The organism is Anaerococcus cruorum (assembly GCF_046365495.1).
GTDB lineage: Bacteria > Bacillota > Clostridia > Tissierellales > Peptoniphilaceae > Anaerococcus > Anaerococcus cruorum.
Genome location: NZ_JBGMEH010000006.1, coordinates 290,742 through 311,104, shown reverse-complemented (window position 1 = coordinate 311,104; position 20,363 = coordinate 290,742). Strand labels below are relative to the sequence as shown.

The following is a 20,363-nucleotide window of genomic DNA, read 5'->3' as shown; positions in this document are numbered from 1 at the left end:
CTTTTTTAAATTTTTAAGGGAGTTTATATGAATATTAATCAAAGATTAGAAAATTTAAGAAACCTAATGGCTGATAGGAAAATTGACGCCTACATAATACCAACATCTGACCCACACCAGTCAGAGTACTTATCAGACCATTATAAGGAAAGAGAATTTATCTCAGGTTTTACTGGATCTGCAGGAACGGCTGTTGTCACTCCAACTGAAGCAAAGGTGTGGACAGATTCTAGATATTTTTTACAAGCAGAAAAAGAATTGGCCCACTCAGACTTTGAACTTATGAAAATGGGAGAGGAAGACTATCCTACTGTTGAAGAATACTTAGAAGAAAATGTAAATGAATTTGGAAAAATTGCCTTTAATGGAAATCTTTTTTCAGTTAGAGAATACAAAAAATTAAGCGAATCTATGGGATCACGTACCCTAGTTTCTGATATTGACTATATTTCTGATTTATGGAAAGACCGTCCAGAACTACGCAAGGACAAGGCGTGGATTCTAGAAGAAAAATATGCTGGAGAAAGTACTGCATCAAAACTTGCTCGCATCCGCGAAGAAATGGATAAAAGTGGCTACGATTATTATTTTATAGGAGCAGTAGAAGATATTTGCTGGTTATTAAATATTAGGGGCAATGACATAGACTATAATCCGGTTGTGCTTTGCTATATGCTAATTTCAAAAGATAGGGCATATTTATGTATTGACCAAGAAAAACTTGATGGGGAAGTAAAAGATTATTTAGAAGAAAATAAGATAAAAATTCATTCCTACAACTATATCTTTACTCTTTTAAAAGACATACCAGGTAAAAACCGTATTTTCTTAGATCCAGCTAGGACAAATGTGGCTATTTATGATGCTATAAATTCAAATGTAAAAGTTTCTACCGGAACAAATATTACTACAAATATGAAGGTTATCAAAAATGAAACAGAAATTGCAAATACAAAAGAAGCTTACATTATAGATGGAGTTACCTTGGTTAAATTCTTTAACTGGCTAGAAGTAGGGGCAACTACTGGTACCTTAAATGAATATGTAGCTAGTAAAAAACTTCACGAACTTCGTGCCGAAAATGAAAGCTTTATAGAAGAATCTTTTGCCACAATTATGGGTTATAAGGACAATGCTGCCATAGTCCACTATGCACCAGCAAATGTTGGATCAAAAACTATCAGGACTGCAGGCATGGTTTTAATAGATTCTGGGGCCCATTACAAGGAAGGAACTACAGATATTACAAGAACTATTGCCCTAGGAAATCTTAGCCAAGCAGAAAAAGATGATTACACCTTGGTTTTAAAATCTCACATAGCTTTATTTTTAGCTAAATTTAAAGAAAAAACTACAGGTGCTAGACTTGATGCCGTTGCCAAATATCCATTATGGCAAGCGGGCAAGGACTTTTTCCACGGAACAGGTCATGGAGTTGGCTACCTATTAACAGTTCACGAAGGCCCACAAAGACTAGGAATCGGACCTGGATCAGAAATAGAATTTAAAGAACATATGTTTACATCTGTTGAGCCAGGTTTATATATAGCAAACAGTCACGGAATAAGAATAGAAAATCAAGCAGTTGTACAAAAAGCTATTGAAAATGAGTTTGGTAGATTTTTAGAATTTGAAAGTTTAACCTATGTTCCAATAGATACTAGACCTATAAATGTAGATATGCTAACTAATGAAGAAATTAATTGGATAAATGATTACAATCAAAAATGCGAAGAAGTATTAGCTCCACACTTAGAGGGAGCAGATTTAGAGTATTTGAAAGAGAGTTGTAAACAAATTTGACTAAAGAAGAACTAAAGGCGAAACTTAAAGAACTTCCTGATTTACCAGGAGTTTATATAATGAGAAATGCCGATGATGAAATAATCTATGTCGGTAAAGCTATTTCTCTTAAAAAAAGAGTCCGCCAATATTTTGATAACAATAAAAATAAGGGTGCCAAGGTCCTAGCCATGGTCTCTCACATTGACCACTTTGAATATATCATAGTGGAAAATGAAGTAGAGGCCTTGGTTTTAGAATCAAACCTAATAAAGAAAAATAGACCCAAATATAATATTGTTCTCCGTGATGATAAACAATATCCTTATATAAAAATAACTAATGAAAAATTCCCACGCATTCAAAAAGTAAGGCAGATTTATAATGATAAGGCAAATTATTACGGACCTTATCCAGATGCTTATGCAGTAAATGACGCTATAGATTTATTTCACATGTATTATCCCTTTAGAACTTGTAACCTAGATTTTGATAAGGGGCAAACTCTAGATAGACCATGTCTAAATTATTTTATAAAAAGATGTAAGGGTCCATGCATCCATGATGAAGATGAAGCAAGGTATATGGAACATATAAATGATGTGAAATCTTTTTTAGAAAATAAATCTGATAAGATTCCAAATTGGGTCCTAGAAAAGATGAATGAATCAAGTGCTGAATTAAACTTTGAAATGGCATCAAAGTATAGGGACTTTTATAGGGCTCTTTCTACAATTTCTGAAAGACAAAAAGTCACCGAAACTGCAGGCGAAGATATGGATATCATTGCTATGAGCAAGGGACATACAGCAATTGTCATGCAAGTATTTTTGATGCGCCAAGGAAAAATTGTAGAACGTGAGCACTTTATAATCAAAAATGACTATATTGAGACCAATAAAGAAATAATGTCATCTTTTATTAAACAATTTTACCTAGACATAATGTATGTACCAAAAGAAATTTTAATAGAAATAGAGCCTGATGATTTAGCAACCATAAATGAATTCTTAAATCAAAAAAGGGGCAGTAAAGTTTTAGTCCATGAACCAAAACTAGGTAGAAAAAAGGAACTGGTAAACATGGCTTTAACAAATGCCAATGACATGCGTATCAAATACGAAAAACAGGTAGAAAAAAAAGACCGCAAAAAATCTGCTGGTATTAACCAGCTAAAAGAAATTTTAAATATGCCTGAGATAAAACGCATAGAATGCTATGATATATCAAACACATCAGGAGTCCAATCAGTGGGATCTATGGTAGTTTTTGAAGATGGCCACCCTAATCCAAAAGAATACCGTAAGTTTAAAATAAAAACTATAGAAGGCCCAAATGATTATGGGTCTTTAAAAGAAGTTTTAACCCGCAGATTTAAAAATGGTATCAAAGAACTGGAAAAGGGGAATACCACAACCGGTTTTGGAAATATGCCAGATTTAATTTTGATGGATGGGGGCAAGGGTCAAGTATCATCAGCCCTAGAAATTATAAATGAATTTAAACTTGATATAGAAATAGCAGGTCTTGTAAAAGATGATAAACATACTACCCGTGCTATTATCTACCAAGGTGAGGAAATTTTTATAAAAAGAAGTGAACCAGTTTATAAATTAATTTATGAAATTCAAGAAGAAGCCCACAGATTTGCCATAAATTATCATAGAAAATTGATGCAAAATACAATGAAGACATCAGAGCTAGATAATATTAAAGGTGTAGGTGAGAAAACAAGGACAAATTTATATAAGCATTTTAAAAGTATTTCTAATATAAAGAAAGCTAGTGTAGAAGAACTTATGGAAGTACCCTTAGTAGGTAGGGCCCAAGCTCTTGAAATATATAAGTATTTTAGGCTAAAGGGCTAGTAAGGAGCATATTATGGAAAAAAATAGCAAAATACCGGGCGATGAAGAAACACAAACTCTCATTGAACGTGATATTATACCTAAAAATATGGCAGAAGGTGAGCAGGTAAAAGAAATAAAGCTTCACACAGTAGTAGAGAGATTAGGTCTTGAAATAGTCCACCAGTCTTCAGATTATTATGATATAACTTTATCAAATGCTGATGTAAACCGACCTGGTTTGCAGCTTGCAGGATATTTAGAAGATTTTCCTTATCAAAGATTACAAGTCATAGGTAATGTTGAATACACTTATTTAACTGGACTAGATAGTAAACTACAGTATGAAAGATTTAGGGGGATTTTATCTTATAATATTCCAGCAGTTATTTTTTCTTATAATGTAGAGATAAATCAAGATATTATAGACTTAGCTGATTATTATGATAAGACTGTTTTAAGATCACCTGCAAAAACCACCAAGCTTATTTCAGCAATTTCAGATGAATTAGAATATCAATTAGCTCCAAAAAGCAATGTCCATGGAGAGCTTTTAGAAGTTTTTGGTATAGGTGTTTTAATTATGGGCAAGTCATCAGTAGGAAAAAGTGAAACGGCCTTAGACCTTGTAAACCGTGGTCATAGATTAGTTGCAGATGATATGGTAGATATCATGGCTTATGATAATATGCTCACTGGATCATCTCCAGATAATATTCGCCACTACATGGAAATAAGAGGACTGGGAATTGTAAATGTAAGAAGGCTATATGGAACAGGATCTGTAAAAAATAGTACACAAATAGAACTTGTAATTGAGCTAGAACAGTGGAAAGAAGATTATGAGTATGATAGGTTAGGACTTGATAATCATTTTGTTAAAATATTAAATATAAAAGTACCTCACATAGTTGTACCAGTAAGGGCTGGTAGAAATCTTGCTCTTATAGTCGAAGTAGCAGCTATGAATCAAAGAGAGAAAAACTTTGGATATAATGCAGCTAGAGTAATGACTAACAATATTTTTCATAACGAATTAGAAGGTGAAAACGATGACTTTATATAGGTCATCGTTTTATTATCATAGTAAGTTAAAATAGCAATAATTTTTAGAAATATATCTTAAATTTTTAATATATTGTGAAAACCTTAATTTATTTAGTAAATGCTCTTGACATTCCCCACAATGTTATTTATACTTAAATTAGTGTTAGCGATAATTGCTTATTAATTATTTTAGGAGGTCTAAATGACAATTACTAGAGCAATGAAGACTATGGACGGTAATACCGCTGCAGCTCACGTATCATATGCATTTACTGACGTTGCAACAATTTACCCAATCACACCATCTTCACCAATGCCAGAATCTATTGATGTATGGTCATCAAATGGACGTAAAAATGTTTTCGATAGAGAAGTTATGGTTAAAGAAATGCAATCTGAAGCAGGAGCAGCAGCAGCATTTCACGGAGCATTAGCAGCAGGAGCACTTACTAGTACATACACAGCAAGTCAAGGTTTATTATTAATGATACCTAACATGTATAAAGTTGCTGGAGAAAGATTACCAGGTGTATTCCACGTTGCAGCTAGAACAGTAGCAACACATGCTCTTTCTATCTATGGAGACCACTCAGATATATACGCTGCTAGACAAACAGGTGTAGCTATGCTATGTTCAAACTCTGTTCAAGAAGTTATGGATTTATCACCAGTTTCTCACCTTTCAGCTATTAAAGGTAGAGTTCCATTTGTTAACTTCTTTGACGGATTTAGAACAAGTCACGAAATTCAAAAAATCAATGTTTGGGATTATGAAACATTAAAAGATCTAGTAGACTTTGATGCAGTTGATGAATTTAAAAATAACTCACTTAACCCAGAAAGACCAAAACACATGGGTACAGCTGAGAAAAATATTTTCTTCCAAAGAACTGTATCTAGAAACCAAGCTTACACAGACATCGTTGGTGTTGTAGAAGACTACATGAACCAAATCAACGATCTAATTGGTACAAACTACGGTCTATTTAACTACTATGGTCAAGAAGATGCTGAAGAAGTTATCGTAGCTATGGGTTCTGTAAACCAAACAATCCGTGAAACAATTGATGAACTTTCAAAAGACGGATACAAAGTTGGTTTAGTTGAAGTTCACCTATACAGACCATTCTCAAAAGAACACTTACTAAAAGTAGTTCCAAAATCAGTTAAGAAAATTGCTGTTCTTGATAGAACAAAAGAACACGGTGCTGAAGGACAACCTTTATACCTAGATGTTAAATCAGCATTCTACGGTTTAGAAGACGCTCCAGTAATCTATGGTGGTATCTACGGACTTTCAAGTAAAGATACAATTCCAGCAGATATCAAAGCAGTATATGACAACCTTAGAAAAGACGAACCTAAAGATCAATTCACACTTTCAATCACAGATGATGTTACAAACACATCTCTAGAAAGAGAAGACTTCAAAATTCGTCACGAAGGTACAACAAGATGTAAATTCTGGGGATTCGGATCTGACGGTACTGTTGGTGCTAACAAACAATCTATCAAAATCATCGGTGATAACACAGACATGTACGCTCAAGGCTACTTTGACTACGACTCTAAAAAATCAGGTGGTTTAACAGTATCTCACTTAAGATTTGGTAAAGAACCAATCAAATCAACATACCTACTTGACGAAGCTGACTTTATGTCACTTTCAAAACAAGCTTACCTACACCAATATGATGTATTAAAAGGACTTAAAGATGGTGGTACATTCCTTCTTAACACAACATGGAGTGAAGAAGATTTAGATGAACACCTTCCAGCAAACGTAAAAAGATACCTTGCTGATCACAACATCAACTTCTACATCATCGATGCAAGCCACATCGCTCAAGAAATTGGTTTAGGTTCAAGAACAAACATGATAATGCAAGCTGCATTCTTTAACTTATCACAAGTACTTCCAATTGATGAAGCTGTTGGATACTTAAAAGATTCTATCGTTAAAGCATACGGTCACAAAGGTGATGACATTGTAAACATGAACTACTCAGCAGTAGATGCAGGTTTAGAAGCAGCTAAAAAAGTTGAAGTTCCAGCTGAATGGGCAAACGCTCAAGAAGAAGAAAAAGCTGAACAAAAAGACCTACCAGCATTCGTTAAAAATATTTTAAGACCAATGATTGAACAAAAAGAAGATGACATTCCAGTATCTGCTTTCGTTGATCTTGATCTTGAAAACGGTGAATTCCCATCAGGTACAACAGCAGTTGAAAAACGTGGTATCGCTCTAAATGTACCAGAATGGCAAATGGAAAACTGTATCCAATGTAACCAATGTTCATTTGTATGTCCTCACGCTGTAATTAGACCATTCCTAGTAACAGAAGATGAAAAAGCAAATGCACCTGAAGGTTTTGAAACTAAAAAAGCTATTGGTAAAGGACTTGAACAATACGAATTTAGAATTCAAGTATCTCCATTAGACTGTACAGGTTGTGGAAACTGTGCTGATATTTGTCCAGCTCCAGAAAAAGCTCTTCTAATGAAACCATTTGAAGAACAAGTAGAAAACCAAAAAGATAACTGGGAATACGCACACAAAGAAGTTGGCTACAAAGAAGATGTTATGGATGATCAAACACTTAAAGGAAGCCAATTTAAACAACCATTATTACAATTCTCAGGAGCTTGTGCAGGTTGTGGTGAAACTCCATATGCAAAACTTGTTACACAAATGTTTGGTGACAGAATGTATGTAGCAAATGCTACAGGTTGTTCATCAATCTGGGGAGCAAGTGCACCAGCTATGTCATACACAATCAACCAAGAATCAGGTAAAGGTCCAGCTTGGGGTAACTCATTATTTGAAGATGCTGCAGAATACGGATACGGTATCAAATTAGCTGCAGAATCAAACAAATTCTTACTAGAAACAAGAATGAACTCATTCCTTGACTTAAACCTTGATACACCACTTAACGAAGCATTCAAAATGTGGTTAGAAGGTAAAGAAGATGTAAATGCATCTAAAGAAGCAACAGCTAAAATCCTTAACCTACAAGATGAAACAGTTGAGAGTGAAGAAGGAAAAGCTCTACTTAAAGATATCTATAACTTAAAAGATTACATGATCAAAAAATCATTATGGATCTTTGGTGGTGACGGATGGAGCTATGATATCGGATTTGGTGGTGTTGACCACGTATTAGCAAGTGGTGAAAATGTAAACATCCTAGTATTCGATACAGAAGTTTACTCAAATACAGGTGGACAATCATCTAAATCTACACCATTATCAGCAGTAGCACAATTCGCTGCATCTGGTAAAAAAGTACGTAAAAAAGACCTTGGTCTAATGATGACTTCATACGGATACATCTATGTAGCTCAAGTAGCTATGGGTGCTAACCAAAACCAAACTGTAAAAGCTATCAAAGAAGCTGAAAGCTATGATGGTCCATCACTAATCATCGCTTACGCACCATGTATCAACCATGGAATCAGAATTGGTATGGGTAAATCACAATTTAGAGAAAAACAAGCTGTTCAAGCTGGTTACTGGCACTTATGGAGATTTGACCCAAGACTTGCAGAAGAGGGCAAAAATCCATTCCAATTAGACTCTAAAGAACCTACCGAATCATTCCAAGAATTCTTACAAGGCGAAGTTAGATACTCTTCACTTAAGAGATCATTCCCAGAAACAGCAGATGAATTATATGCAGAAGCTGAAAAAGCTGCAAACGATAGATACGAAACATATAAAAGACTTGCTGGAAAATAAGAATTAATAAGTAATTAAAAGAATGCCATATGTAAATATGGCATTTTTTTTTAAGAATAAAAATAAATTTTTTAACAAAATATATTTAGGAACTAAAATGAATAGACTAATTTTTTTTACTAAAGCTCCAAATCTAACAAATAGTAAAACTAGATTAAAAAACTTCTTAACAGAAGAAGAACGCTTAGATTTGATGGTTAAACTTATAAAAGAAAATTATAAATTAGTAAAAGAAGCAAATATAGAGTCGGTAATCTATTATAACGGTGAAATGACAGATATTTCTTTTATTGATGGAGAAAAAGTTCCTCAAACCGGAGATGGTTTGGGAGAAAAAATGAGAAATTCTATCTTTAAAGAACTTGATAACTATGAAAGAGTTATACTAATAGGATCTGACTTAGAAAATTTAAATAAAACTCATATAAAAGAAGCTATAATAAAACTAGATGATTATGATATTATCCTAGCACCTAGTAAGGATGGGGGCTATGGGCTCGTTGCTATGAAAGAAAAAATAGATATTTTCTCTGATATAACTTATTCTACACCGAAAGTCTTAGAGGATACTATTGAAAAAATCAATAAACAAGAAAAAAGTTATTACCTCCTAGAGTCTATCCGTGATATAGATACTATCCATGATTTAGTAATTGCAGAGTTTGATAATGACAAGATAATTGAACTGGGAAGTGGAGAATATAACTTAAATTATAGGTTAGAAAATAAGGTTATAAGGATAAATTTGGCTTCACAAATTGGTTTAGGTGACCAGCAGTTAAAGTATGAGTATGATGCCTTAAAAACTTTAGAAAATTCTGAAGCAACTCCAAAGCCTTACGACTATTATGAAAAAGGTAAGTATCTTCCAAAAAGTTTTATGACTATGGAATATGTTGAAGGTAGGCCCTTAGACTATAAAAAAGATATGGATATTGCAGCTAGATTACTAAGTTCTGTCCATAATTTGAAAACTGACTTTAGTAATTTCATCTGGGCTGATAAACCTTTTCTAGCCATGTATGAAGAATTTGAAACTATGTTTAGCCATTATCAAAGCTATGAAAATAAAGATCCAAAAGTGGAAGCTAAGATAAATAACTTTTTAGATATAGCTAATAATTCAGGCTTAGATGCTGATATAGAAAGTCCTTGCATCATAAACACTGAACTTAATAATAGAAACTTTATTATAGGAGAAAAATCAGTAATAATAGACTGGGAAAAACCAATTATAGGTGAATGTGAGCAAGATTTAGCCCATTTTCTAGTACCAACAACTACAAACTGGAAAACTGATGTTATCCTTAATGAAGATGAGATGTTAGATTTCTTAAAAACTTACGAAAAATACCGCCAGGTGAATTATGATAAATTTTATAAATATCTAATGTTTAATTCTCTTAGAGGAATAACTTGGTGCTCTATGGCCAAGGTTGAGTATGAAAAAGGTAGATTTTTAAGCAATGATGATACCCTAGCAAAGATAAATAAGTTTTTAAGTTTAGAATTTTTAAATATGCTAGAAAAATTTTATAGGATATGATATGGATAAAGAAAAATTAGAAGAACTTTCAAAGAAGGAATATAACTGCTCTCAAACAGTTTTTGCATATTTTGCTGAGGATTTAGGTATGGATGAAGAATTAACAATGAAAACTGCAACAGCCTTTGAAAGGGGCATGTTTAAATCAGAAACTTGTGGGTCGCTAACAGGAGCATATATGGCCCTAGGTCTAAAATATGGATCAAGTGATTTTGAAAAAAAATTAAACTTACAAGAAATGGTCCACAAGCTAGATGATGAGTTTGAAGAAAGAAATAAAAGTAATAAATGTATAGAGCTTCTAGGTGTTAATGTAAATACTGAAGAGGGTATGAAAAAAGCTTTAGAAAAAGATTTATTAAGCGATGTGTGTGGTAGATGTATAAGTTCATCTATAGAAATAACTGAAAAAATAATGGAGGAGTACGATGCAAATGAAAAATAAAATCCTAGCTAGTTTACTATGCTTAGGGCTTTTAACAGGTTGCAGCAATAATACCAATGAGCAAGTGGCAGAAGAAAACGCGCCAGTAGAAAGTAGCCAAGAAGAAGTAAAGGAAGAAAAAGAAGAAGTAGCAGAAACAAGTGATGTGATAAGCGAAGTAAACTATGATGAGATAGCAAAAAGAGCAGAGGGCAAATCTGTAAATTTATATGGTTGGGGTGGAGATGATAAACGTAACCAATGGTTAGATGATGTTATTATCCCGCAAATGAAAGAAGACTATGATATAGATGTAAACCGTGTAGGCATGGATATTGATGAAATCTTAAATCTAATGGTAGCTGAAAAAGATTCTGAAGATGGCGATGTAGACGTAGTTTGGATAAATGGTGAAAATTTTGAAAATGCCAAAAATAATGGCTTACTATATGGTCCTATCACACAAATTCTACCAAACTTCAATGCCTATGTAGACGGGGAAGATGAAGGAATTAAATATGACTTTGGAGAGCCAGTAGAAAACATGGAAGCACCATACGGAGGAGCCCAATTTGTATTTTTATATGATAGCACAAAAATTGATAATCCTCCTAAAAATGCCGAGGAATTATTAGAATTAGCAAAAGCAAATCCTGGTAAAATAACTTATGCTTCACTTCCAGACTTTACAGGCTCAGCTTTTATTAGAAATATTATTTCTGATATCCAAGGCTACGAAGACTTCATGGATAAGGATTTAACAAAAAAAGAACTAAAAGAAATGTTAAAACCAACTATTGACTACCTAAATGAATTAAAACCATACCTATGGAATGAAGGCCAGTCTTATCCTGCAGATAACCCAACTTTAGTAAACATGTTTGCAGATGGGGAAGTAATCATGGCTATGAGTTATAACCCAAATGCCGCATCAACTGGAGTTGCCGGCGGTCAATTTAATGAAAATGTTAGAACAGCAGTATTTGATAAAGGAACAATTGCGAATACTCACTTTTTAGCTATTAGCAAGGGATCTTCAAATAAAGATGCAGCTATGGTTCTGATAAACTTGATTTTATCACCAGAAGCTCAAATATCAAAAGCAGACCCAGAAACCTTGGGTGACTTACCAATAATTGATTACGATAAATTAACTGATGAGCAAAAGAAAATGTATGATGAGATTCCATCTGGCGAATATACTTTATCTACAAAAGAGTTAGAAGAGCATAGAATTCCAGAAATGCCAGCAAATCTTGTGCCACTTATTGAAGAAATATGGGAAGAAGAAGTACTAAACTAGAAAACTTACTTGGCTATGCAGGATTGGTGTTAATTATAATACTAATCCTAATTGGCTTTAGTAAGTCACTTTTAATTAGTTTTGGACTTTTTAAAGAAGTAGGGCTTGATAGTTTTACCTTTGACTTTTATAAAGAAGTACTAGCAGATAAGACTTTTACATCAAGCCTTATTTTTTCTTTAAAAATTTCTATTGTATCAAGTTTTCTAGCAATTATTCTAGGAATTTTCCTATCATACGGGATTTTTAATAGTAAAATATATGATCTATACTTAAAAATCCCAGTGATTTTACCCCATATAATTATAGCGATTTTACTTTTAAACCTATTTTCTCAAACTGGGGTTATTGCTAGGATATTTTACAAATTAAATTTTATTGAAGAATCAAATGATTTTATCCAAATATTTTACAATAAAAATGCCCTAGGAATCATATTGACCTATGCTATAAAAGGCGGGGCCTATGCTGGCATGGTATTTTTAGAAATTTATAGAAGTATTAGCCCCAACCAACTAGCTGCTGCTAAAAACTTGGGAGCAAGTGATTTGCAAGAATATTTTTATATAATATTTCCCTTTATAAAAAAAGAGTCTTTAGAAATATTTTTGATTTTATTTAATTTTGCTATAAGCTCTTACGAAGTTCCAGCCTTGATTGGTCCAACTAGTCCCAGGACTTTAGCTTTAAAGTCCTATATAGAATTTACTAAAAATAATTTTTCCTATAAGCCAAAGGCCTTGGTTATTAATGTATTTTTAAGTCTTATAGGATTAGTTTCTTTAATAATTCTGCTAATAAGTGAGGTAGGTAAAAATGAAAAAAATTTCTAAAATAATCTTATACCTCTATGTAAGCCTTTTGATATTTGCTGCTATAGATTTGTTTTTTACAAGTTTTAGACAAAATTATCCTTGGCCAAATTTATTTGTTGCAAATTATTCTATGCGTTCTTATAAGTATTTAATTAAGGATAAAAAATTTGTAAAAGGCATTTTAAATTCACTTTTGATAGGATCTTTATCAAGTGCATTATCTGTAACGCTTGCTATACCACTAGCAAAAAAAATATTTTATAAGACTAAGGGTTACAAAATAACGAGTTTTGTGGTGTTTTTACCTTTTCTTATTGGGGCTACTAGTATAGGCCTGGGTTTGCAATTATTTTTCAAAAAAATAGGTATTAGCGGGTCACGTTTGCTAATTATATTTGCTCAAAGCCTTTATATCATTCCCTATGCGGTAAGAATTATAAAACCGGGTTTTGGATTTTTAGGAGATAATTTGATATATGTATCTAAAATGCTTGGTGCAGGGGATAAGGAAGTGAGAAAAGAAATAATATTCCCAATCCTAGCTCCTTTTATAAAAACAGCTCTCATTATGGGTTTTATCCTATCAATTAGCGAATATTATCTGACCCTAGTTTTAGGCTCAGGTCTTGTGGAAACCATTATGACAGTTGCTTTTCCTTTTTTTGTAGCAAGGGATAGGGCATTATCATCTGCTATTAGCCTGGTATTTGTAATAATAAATGTTATTTTTATACTTTTAATAGAGCTTATATTTAGAGTGATTTTCAGGAGAAAAAAATGGATACTATAAGAGCGGAAAATATAAGTAAGGCATACAAAAATAAAATAATATTAGATGCTATAAATTTTGATATAAAGTCGGGCCAAGTCCTTGCTATTGTAGGCAATAGTGGGTCTGGTAAGAGTACTCTGCTTAAGATTTTATCAGGGATAATAAATGATTTTAAAGGAAATATATATCTAAATAATAGCGATATCACAAAAACTCCTATGAAAGAACGTAAGTTTATACTAATGTTTCAAGATGATGAATTATTCCCCCATATGAGCATATTTGAGAATGTAGGATTTGGGCTAAAAATGGAGGGTAAGGATAAGTTTTTTATAGAAAAAGAAGTTGATAAGTATTTAAACTTAGTGGGCCTTATAGACCATAAAGACAAATATCCTGCCCAATTATCAGGTGGAGAAAAGCAAAGAATTGCCCTAGCTCGTAGCTTAATTGTAAAACCAAAAATGCTCTTGCTAGATGAGCCCTTTACAGCCCTAGATCCAACTTTAAGGGAAAATCTTAGACGAGAAACTTTTAAAATCATAAAAGAGAAAAATATCCCAACTATATTTGTAACTCATGATATAAATGAAGCAGTGGAAGTAGCTGATAAACTTGCAATTCTTTCAAAAGGGGATTTTGTTGCCTATGATAGTCCAAGAAATATTTTTGAAAATCCAGGCAACTTATCTACTGCTAGTTTTATATTTAAGGATAATATAATAGGTAATAAACTTATTAAAAAAACTGATATAGAAATTTTGCCAGGAGATGATTATCAAATAATTGATAAAATTTATAAGGGCGATTATTTTACCTATAGGGTAGCTGGCAAATACAATTTACTTATAGATTGCCCTAAGGAATATTTTATAAATGATAGGGTAGGAATAAATCTAAAACGCGTGATAGAATTGGAGAAAAGATGAAAAAAGTAATAATAGATACAGATTGTACTATAGATGTAAAAGGCTGTGATTTAGATGATGCCTTTGCAATTTTATTTTTACTAGCCCATCCTAATATTGATGTAAGGCTTATTACAACAACCTTTGGTAATAATAATGAAGATGTCACCTATAAGGCTACTAAAAAAATGCTAGATGATTTAAAAATAGATATCCCACTAGTGAAGGGTGGTTTATATTCTCATGAGGCAGGGGCAGCTATAAAAAATGAAGTAGAATCAAATGATGATATTATTATCCTTTCATTAGGAGCAACTACAAATACTCAAAAAGCCTTGGCCCTAGGTATGGATCCTAAAAAAGTAAAATCATTCGTAGCTATGGGTGGGATAACAGAAGAACTTCAGTTTAATAAAAAAGTTATGGACGAGCTAAATTTAAGCATTGATTACCTATCAGCTATTTACGCTCTAGAAAGATTAGATGATATTCATATAATAACTGGAAATAATTGCATGAAGCATAAATACGAAGTTCCTGCAAATCCATCCTATAAAAGCGAGCTTATGAATTACTTAAAACCATCTTTAGAAAGACTTACCAAAGAATTTATGGATGAATTTGGAGAAAGTAAATTGGTAGTATGGGATGCCCTTGCAGCCTTATACATTACTAATCCAGAGTATTTTATAGATGTGTATAAGAATATTGCCCTAGATGAGCATTTATTAAGGGGATATTTAGTAGACGGGACAGATAAAAAAGTAAACTTACCTGAAATAAAAGATAATATAAATGCTATGGAATATATAGTTCAAGTAATAGAAGAAGGTAATTAAAAAAGACGGGGTATAAAAACCTCGTCTTTTATATTTTTTTATAAAGCTCAGCTATTTTTTCTATATCTAAACCCTCCCTATACATTTTCTGTAAGACTTTCATTAAAAATCCTGTTGTCAAAGGATGTTTTTTTAATCTTCTGGATGAAGTATAGATGGGATAATCAATTTGTTTTAGTTTATAGCCAGCTTTTTTTATATCCATTGATAATTGATAGTCTTCCATAAGGGGGATGTCTTTATATCCTCCTAATTTTTCAAATACTTCTCTTTTGATAAATATTCCCTGATCACCAAAGGCTATATGTTTTCTTTTTACCCTTAAATTTGAAAAAAATTCTATAAAATCTAAGCTAGGGTTGGTTGGCTCAAATTTTAAGCTGAAGCAGCCAGTATCAAGATTAGAATTTTCTATTAAATTTACACAATCAGCTCCTATAAGGCTATCACAGTGTAAGAAAAATAGATAATCTCCCTTGGCATATCTTGCTGCCGCATTCATTTGCCTAGACCTAAATTTTGTTTCTTGGATTTTGGGATACGAAATTAAATCATAGGTCCCATCAGGGCTAAAACCATCTGAAAATATTACTTCATATTTACCTTTTATACTTGCTAAGATATTTTCAATTTTTTCTATATTTTCTCTTTCATTATAGGTCGGAATTATTATTGTTACCATGTTTTTTATCATATATCTTTTTTGCTACTAAGGTTAAAATTGTAAAGGCTACTAAAATTAATACAGAAGATATAAACTCCTTACTGCCTACATCGGTTATATTTGTTCCTACATTTAGATAAACAAGAGTTCCTGGGATAACTGAAACTATTGTAGTAAGTAAAAATGGTACAAATTTTATTTCAGTTAGACCAGCAAGATAGTTTTCAAAAATATAGGGAACAGCAGGTACTAGTCTAAATATAATAAAGGTGGTTATTAGTTTTTTCTGATCTTTAGTATAGATTAAATTTAAATACTGGTCTGGTAGTTTATCTTTTAAAATATTATAAACCTTATCCTTAGCATATTTGTTTGAGATAAAATACATCAAAGTTGTATTTGTTGCTACACCAATTGTTGTATATATCAAACCATTTAAAAAGCCAAACAAGGTTCCACCGATAATTACTATACTAAGAGTAGGAAAGAGGAAGACTGGTAGTATGGTGAAGGCAATTATATAGATTATAGGTGCTAAGGCACCGTAAGATTCTATCTTTGCTTGTAATATATCTATATTAATAGTTTTATTTACCCAAACTATTAAAGCTATCACTAGGATAGCTTTAATAACATTATAGATTCGTTTTGTGTTTTTCATTGTATCTTTTTCTTAAGAAAGCTACGACTACGGCAAGAATAGATATGATAATTACAAACATAAATATTCCTCGTGCTCCACCATCAAGCTCTCCACCTGTGTAGGAATACACAATAGTTGCTGGTAATTGTCCAAGACCTGTTGCAAGGAAAAATCCCCAGAAACCCATTGATGTTAGACCTGCAGCATAGCTTACAATATCAAAAGATATGAATGGTAAAAGTCTAGCTATAAGAATAGTATGTTTACCATATCTTGCAAAGAAATCTTCGATATTTTCTAAGGCTCCTTTACTAGAAAGTTTAATAACTGCATCACGGCCTAGTGATCTTGCTATAAAAAAGCATAAAGCTGCTCCAACCATAGCTGAAGACCATGAAAGGATAGCTCCTTTTACCCATCCAAAAATAGCAGCATTTGAAAGTGTGATTAGTACTGCAGGAATTGGTGCAATTACAGATTGTAAAATCATTAGTAAAAATGAAACTACAGCTGCCTTAGCTCCAAAGCCACGGATGTATTCTATAACACCGTTTAATCCACCAGTACTGATGGCCTTTAAGGCATTATTAATTCCGTTTCTAAATGGAGGGATTATAAAATAAGCTAGCAATAAAACGAGCAGGGGCACCAATACGGCAAGTTTAGAAGATTTTTCTAATCTTTCTTCCTTTGGATTTGTCTTATCTGTGTGTCTCTGTGTCATATTTTGCTACCTTAATTTTCTGATAAATCGTATCCGTCGTATTCTTTTGTACCATCAAGAGCGTTTATAACTTCGTGACCTTCATTTGCTAGCATATCAGCTACTTTAAATGATCTATTTCCAGAGTAGCAGTGGGTTAGGAATGGTTTATCTGTTGGAAGTGTTTTGATTAATTCTTCTGCATCATCAACTGGAACATTGATTGCTCCTGCTAGATGACCTTTATTATAATCTTTCTCATCTCTAACATCAACTATTGTGTAATCACCTGTGCTTGCTAGTTCGATAAATTCTGGACCTGAAACAGATGTTACTTTTGTTTTTGTTGTGTAATCATAATCTCCATACCCACCAGCTGAAAGTACATCTGTAAAACCATTATCTACTAATTTTTGGTAAGCTTCATCAGCTTCTGCTTCGCTATCACCATAAACTACTACAGTTTTTTCTTTGTAATCATCTAGTTCACCGATTCTTTGATCAATTTCATCTAATGGAAGGGTAATAGCGTGTTTAATGTGTCCTTCTTTATAGTCTTCTGCTTTTCTTGTATCAATAACTAGGTATTTTTCTTTTTCATCATTATCTTCTTGGATAGCGTCTAGTTCTTCACCAGTAATTCTTTTTACTTCTACTTGTTCAGTATTTTCGTCAGTATCAGCTGTTTCATCTGCTTCAGTTGTTTGTTCTGGTGTTGTAGTTTCTTCAGTAGTTTCTGTTTCTGTTGTATCGACTGTTTCTGCAGTTTCTGTTTCAGCTGGCTCAGTTGTATTAGCAGCATTATTGCCACAACCTGTAAGGGCAAAAGTTCCGATTAACATAAGTGTAAGTAGTTTGTTAGTTTTTTTCATATATTTCTCCTGTTTTTATAAGTTCTAAAATATTTACTAGTACTAAAATAATTGATAGAGCATATTTAGTTAATTTAAATTCTCCACTATTAGTAAATACTAGTAGTAATGTTAAAATAGGGCAAAATAAACTGATAATATTAATTTTTTTATATTTAAACCATCTATAAATTGTATATATCAGTAATAAAATAGCAAGTATAAAGATTATTTCTTTTAAATGATATTTCTCTTGCCAGTAGTAGTTATAATAAATTATTGTTCTTTGAACTCCCATTTTCTTAGTCGAAAAATATTGGACTAAAAATCCAGTAATAATTAAAATAATCTGGAAAGTTCTAATGATTATTAACTTATTCTTTGCTTGCTTTATCATTTGATAAATCACCAACTGTTGTCATTTGGGCATCTTCTTTTGGATCTCCTAGTTGAACTGGTAATTCATCATGCATTTGCCATTCGTTCCATCCGCCATCAAAAAGTTTTGTTTCTATACCTTGTTCGTAGAATTTTAAAAGTGGTAGGGCAGCTCTCCAACCTGTTCCACAATAAAATACTATATCTTTATTAGTATCAACACCTTCATTTTCAAGCATTTTTACCATATCATCGTAGCTAATATATGTTCCATCTGGATTTTTATAGTCAGCTTCATCATGACCATAGATAGCACCAGGTAGTTCTCCAGCTTTTGGTATATATGAATATCCGCTAGTTTCACCAATGTATTCTTCATAAGTTCTAGTTGATACATATTGAACATCACTATTTTCATTTTCTATATCTTTTTTAGCTTCATCTAAACTAACTAATAAATCTGGATGAGCTGGATATTCACCTTTGAAATCATCTTTAGCAACAGCTTTATTTTCGCCTTCTTCTGTTTCATAGCCTTTATCCATCCAAGCTTTTAGGCCGCCGTCTATTAATTTTACGTTTTCTACGCCTTCTATAAGATAAGCTAGAGCTACTCTTGGTGCGCCAGAATCTGGTCCGTATAAATAGACTGTTGTATCTTTATCGATGCCGTAGTCAAGCATAGATTTTACAATCTCATCATCGTTTTTAAAATTCCATAGTGGGCCTTCTTCGATAGTATCTGTATTTATGTGGATAGCACCAGGGATATGATTTTTTAAATAATCTTCACTAGCATCAGCTTCACCCCAAGTTACTTCTGCAATTACATAATTATCTAGGTCAGTTTTTCCATCGATTACATCTTTTACCTGATCGGCAGTTACGAAAATTTCTTTTTTATTTTCTTCTGTACTTTCTTCGTCTTTTGCTACTTCTTCATTTTCACTAGTAGTTGTCTCTTTATCTTCTTTTACTTCTGTATTTTCATCTTTTTCTACATTATCAGTGCTCTCAGTACTTTGACTAGTTTCTTTTTCTCTTGTAGAAGTATTATTTGTATCATTATTAGAACAAGCCGCAAAAGTTACTGATAAAAGTAGGGTAAAAAATGCAAGCCCAAGTTTTTTAATTACATTTTTAATATTAAAACTTTTCATAAAATCTCCTAATTATAAAATTTGGCTTTTAATGCATTTTTAAAATAATCTGTCTTTACCTCTTCATCAATGCCCAAAAATACTGAGGCAAAGTGATGAACCTTATTGTATTTTGAAAATCTCATCGAACAAGTAGCGCAATATGTGTAAACTTCTTCGTTTTTTATTGAAGAAGTCATATCATCTGCTATTTCTTTTTCCTTTTTACTAGCAAGACCTCCAGCTCCACAACAATTGGTTGATGTAAATTTATCATTCCAGTTAGGGGCATGCCTTTTTATAACTTCAAAAATTTCTCTATTATATCTATCAGAACATGGAAAAAATACATCGCAATCTTGATTTATATCCTTGATGTAGTCATATTCTTCTAGCCACTTAAAAATAGAAATAACTTCTGCATCATATTTTTTTGCCATATGGTGGTAGCAATTAGGACATGCAGTAACTATTCTATCTATTTTTAGATTTTTAATTTGATCTTCTAGTGATTGGATTGGATCTTCTTTAAAGCCAGTACTTGCCACAGGATTTTTGCAGCAATCTATGGAAAAAGTAAATCCATTTTCTTTAAACAAATTGATTAAAGATTTTGAAGTTTCTGGATAAAAGGCAGGAAAGTTGCATCCTAGAAATAAGATATCCTTTGATAAGCCAGTTTGCTTAGGTAAATTCCTAAAAGGATAGGACTCCTTATTTAATTTAACTAGCTTGTATTTAGGATTATTTTTTCTAAATGTAAGTGAGATATATTTTCCATTTAAATTTTTAGGGCAAACATAACTACATTTGTTGCATAAAAAGCATGAATAAGCTAAATCTTCGCGATTAGTATAATCTAGTAAATTTATATTATACTTACTTAAAAATGGACAATTATCAGTACATAAACCGCACTTGATACAATTGTCCTTTACAAATTCTAGGTAATCCATATCT

18 protein-coding genes are annotated in these 20,363 nt (G+C 32.5%); 11 read left to right on the top strand and 7 right to left on the bottom strand.

The window, feature by feature from the left end; translation table 11 throughout:
• Positions 1–27: 27 nt before the first annotated feature.
• The 11 genes from ACCQ40_RS06220 (at position 28) to ACCQ40_RS06170 (ending at position 15,025) form a co-directional block, all read left to right on the top strand.
• Positions 28–1,803, top strand: coding sequence for an aminopeptidase P family protein (locus ACCQ40_RS06220; protein WP_410033053.1), 1,776 nt, complete (start codon positions 28–30; stop codon positions 1,801–1,803).
• Positions 1,800–3,650, top strand: coding sequence for an excinuclease ABC subunit UvrC (gene uvrC, locus ACCQ40_RS06215; protein WP_410033052.1), 1,851 nt, complete (start codon positions 1,800–1,802; stop codon positions 3,648–3,650). Before ACCQ40_RS06220 ends, uvrC begins: the two co-directional genes overlap by 4 nt.
• An 88-nt stretch (positions 3,651–3,738) precedes the next feature.
• Positions 3,739–4,695, top strand: a complete 957-nt coding sequence (hprK, locus tag ACCQ40_RS06210; RefSeq protein ID WP_410033152.1) for an HPr(Ser) kinase/phosphatase — start codon at positions 3,739–3,741, stop codon at positions 4,693–4,695.
• A gap of 183 nt (positions 4,696–4,878) precedes the next feature.
• Positions 4,879–8,418: a pyruvate:ferredoxin (flavodoxin) oxidoreductase gene (nifJ, locus tag ACCQ40_RS06205; protein WP_410033051.1), complete on the top strand. Its 3,540-nt coding sequence runs from the start codon at positions 4,879–4,881 to the stop codon at positions 8,416–8,418.
• A gap of 97 nt (positions 8,419–8,515) precedes the next feature.
• The gene (locus ACCQ40_RS06200; RefSeq protein WP_410033050.1) at positions 8,516–9,964 is read left to right on the top strand and encodes a TIGR04282 family arsenosugar biosynthesis glycosyltransferase; all 1,449 of its coding nucleotides are present in this window, start codon (positions 8,516–8,518) and stop codon (positions 9,962–9,964) included.
• A 1-nt stretch (position 9,965) separates the two neighbouring features.
• The gene (locus ACCQ40_RS06195) at positions 9,966–10,409 is read left to right on the top strand and encodes a C-GCAxxG-C-C family protein (protein ID WP_410033049.1); all 444 of its coding nucleotides are present in this window, start codon (positions 9,966–9,968) and stop codon (positions 10,407–10,409) included.
• Positions 10,399–11,691 carry an ABC transporter substrate-binding protein gene (locus ACCQ40_RS06190; protein WP_410033048.1) on the top strand — a complete coding sequence of 431 codons (1,293 nt, stop codon included), beginning with the start codon at positions 10,399–10,401 and terminating at the stop codon, positions 11,689–11,691. Before ACCQ40_RS06195 ends, ACCQ40_RS06190 begins: the two co-directional genes overlap by 11 nt.
• Positions 11,667–12,524 (top strand): ABC transporter permease subunit, encoded by an 858-nt coding sequence (locus ACCQ40_RS06185; protein ID WP_410033047.1) that lies wholly within the window; start codon positions 11,667–11,669, stop codon positions 12,522–12,524. The genes ACCQ40_RS06190 and ACCQ40_RS06185 overlap by 25 nt, the downstream gene beginning before the upstream one ends.
• Positions 12,508–13,296 (top strand): ABC transporter permease, encoded by a 789-nt coding sequence (locus ACCQ40_RS06180; RefSeq protein WP_410033046.1) that lies wholly within the window; start codon positions 12,508–12,510, stop codon positions 13,294–13,296. The genes ACCQ40_RS06185 and ACCQ40_RS06180 overlap by 17 nt, the downstream gene beginning before the upstream one ends.
• Positions 13,284–14,207 (top strand): ABC transporter ATP-binding protein, encoded by a 924-nt coding sequence (locus ACCQ40_RS06175; RefSeq protein WP_410033045.1) that lies wholly within the window; start codon positions 13,284–13,286, stop codon positions 14,205–14,207. Before ACCQ40_RS06180 ends, ACCQ40_RS06175 begins: the two co-directional genes overlap by 13 nt.
• Complete coding sequence (locus tag ACCQ40_RS06170; protein WP_410033044.1) at positions 14,204–15,025, top strand: nucleoside hydrolase; 822 nt, start codon at positions 14,204–14,206, stop codon at positions 15,023–15,025. The genes ACCQ40_RS06175 and ACCQ40_RS06170 overlap by 4 nt, the downstream gene beginning before the upstream one ends.
• A gap of 28 nt (positions 15,026–15,053) precedes the next feature.
• Here the strand turns inward: ACCQ40_RS06170 and ACCQ40_RS06165 are convergent, their stop codons facing one another.
• The 7 genes from ACCQ40_RS06165 to ACCQ40_RS06135 are packed head-to-tail and all read right to left on the bottom strand — an operon-like array spanning position 15,054 to position 20,359.
• Positions 15,054–15,707 (bottom strand): TIGR04283 family arsenosugar biosynthesis glycosyltransferase, encoded by a 654-nt coding sequence (locus tag ACCQ40_RS06165; protein ID WP_410033043.1) that lies wholly within the window; start codon positions 15,705–15,707, stop codon positions 15,054–15,056.
• Positions 15,679–16,350 (bottom strand): TVP38/TMEM64 family protein, encoded by a 672-nt coding sequence (locus tag ACCQ40_RS06160; RefSeq protein WP_410033042.1) that lies wholly within the window; start codon positions 16,348–16,350, stop codon positions 15,679–15,681. The genes ACCQ40_RS06165 and ACCQ40_RS06160 overlap by 29 nt, the downstream gene beginning before the upstream one ends.
• Positions 16,325–17,056 (bottom strand): TVP38/TMEM64 family protein, encoded by a 732-nt coding sequence (locus ACCQ40_RS06155; protein ID WP_410033041.1) that lies wholly within the window; start codon positions 17,054–17,056, stop codon positions 16,325–16,327. The genes ACCQ40_RS06160 and ACCQ40_RS06155 overlap by 26 nt, the downstream gene beginning before the upstream one ends.
• Positions 17,057–17,067: 11 nt before the next feature.
• Positions 17,068–17,907, bottom strand: a complete 840-nt coding sequence (locus ACCQ40_RS06150) for a rhodanese-like domain-containing protein (protein WP_410033040.1) — start codon at positions 17,905–17,907, stop codon at positions 17,068–17,070.
• Entirely contained in the window at positions 17,894–18,283 is a 390-nt protein-coding gene (locus tag ACCQ40_RS06145) for a hypothetical protein (protein ID WP_410033039.1), read from the bottom strand. The genes ACCQ40_RS06150 and ACCQ40_RS06145 overlap by 14 nt, the downstream gene beginning before the upstream one ends.
• Positions 18,261–19,424, bottom strand: a complete 1,164-nt coding sequence (locus ACCQ40_RS06140; protein ID WP_410033038.1) for a sulfurtransferase — start codon at positions 19,422–19,424, stop codon at positions 18,261–18,263. The genes ACCQ40_RS06145 and ACCQ40_RS06140 overlap by 23 nt, the downstream gene beginning before the upstream one ends.
• Positions 19,425–19,432: 8 nt before the next feature.
• Entirely contained in the window at positions 19,433–20,359 is a 927-nt protein-coding gene (locus ACCQ40_RS06135) for a heterodisulfide reductase-related iron-sulfur binding cluster (protein WP_410033037.1), read from the bottom strand.
• Positions 20,360–20,363: the final 4 nt, after the last annotated feature.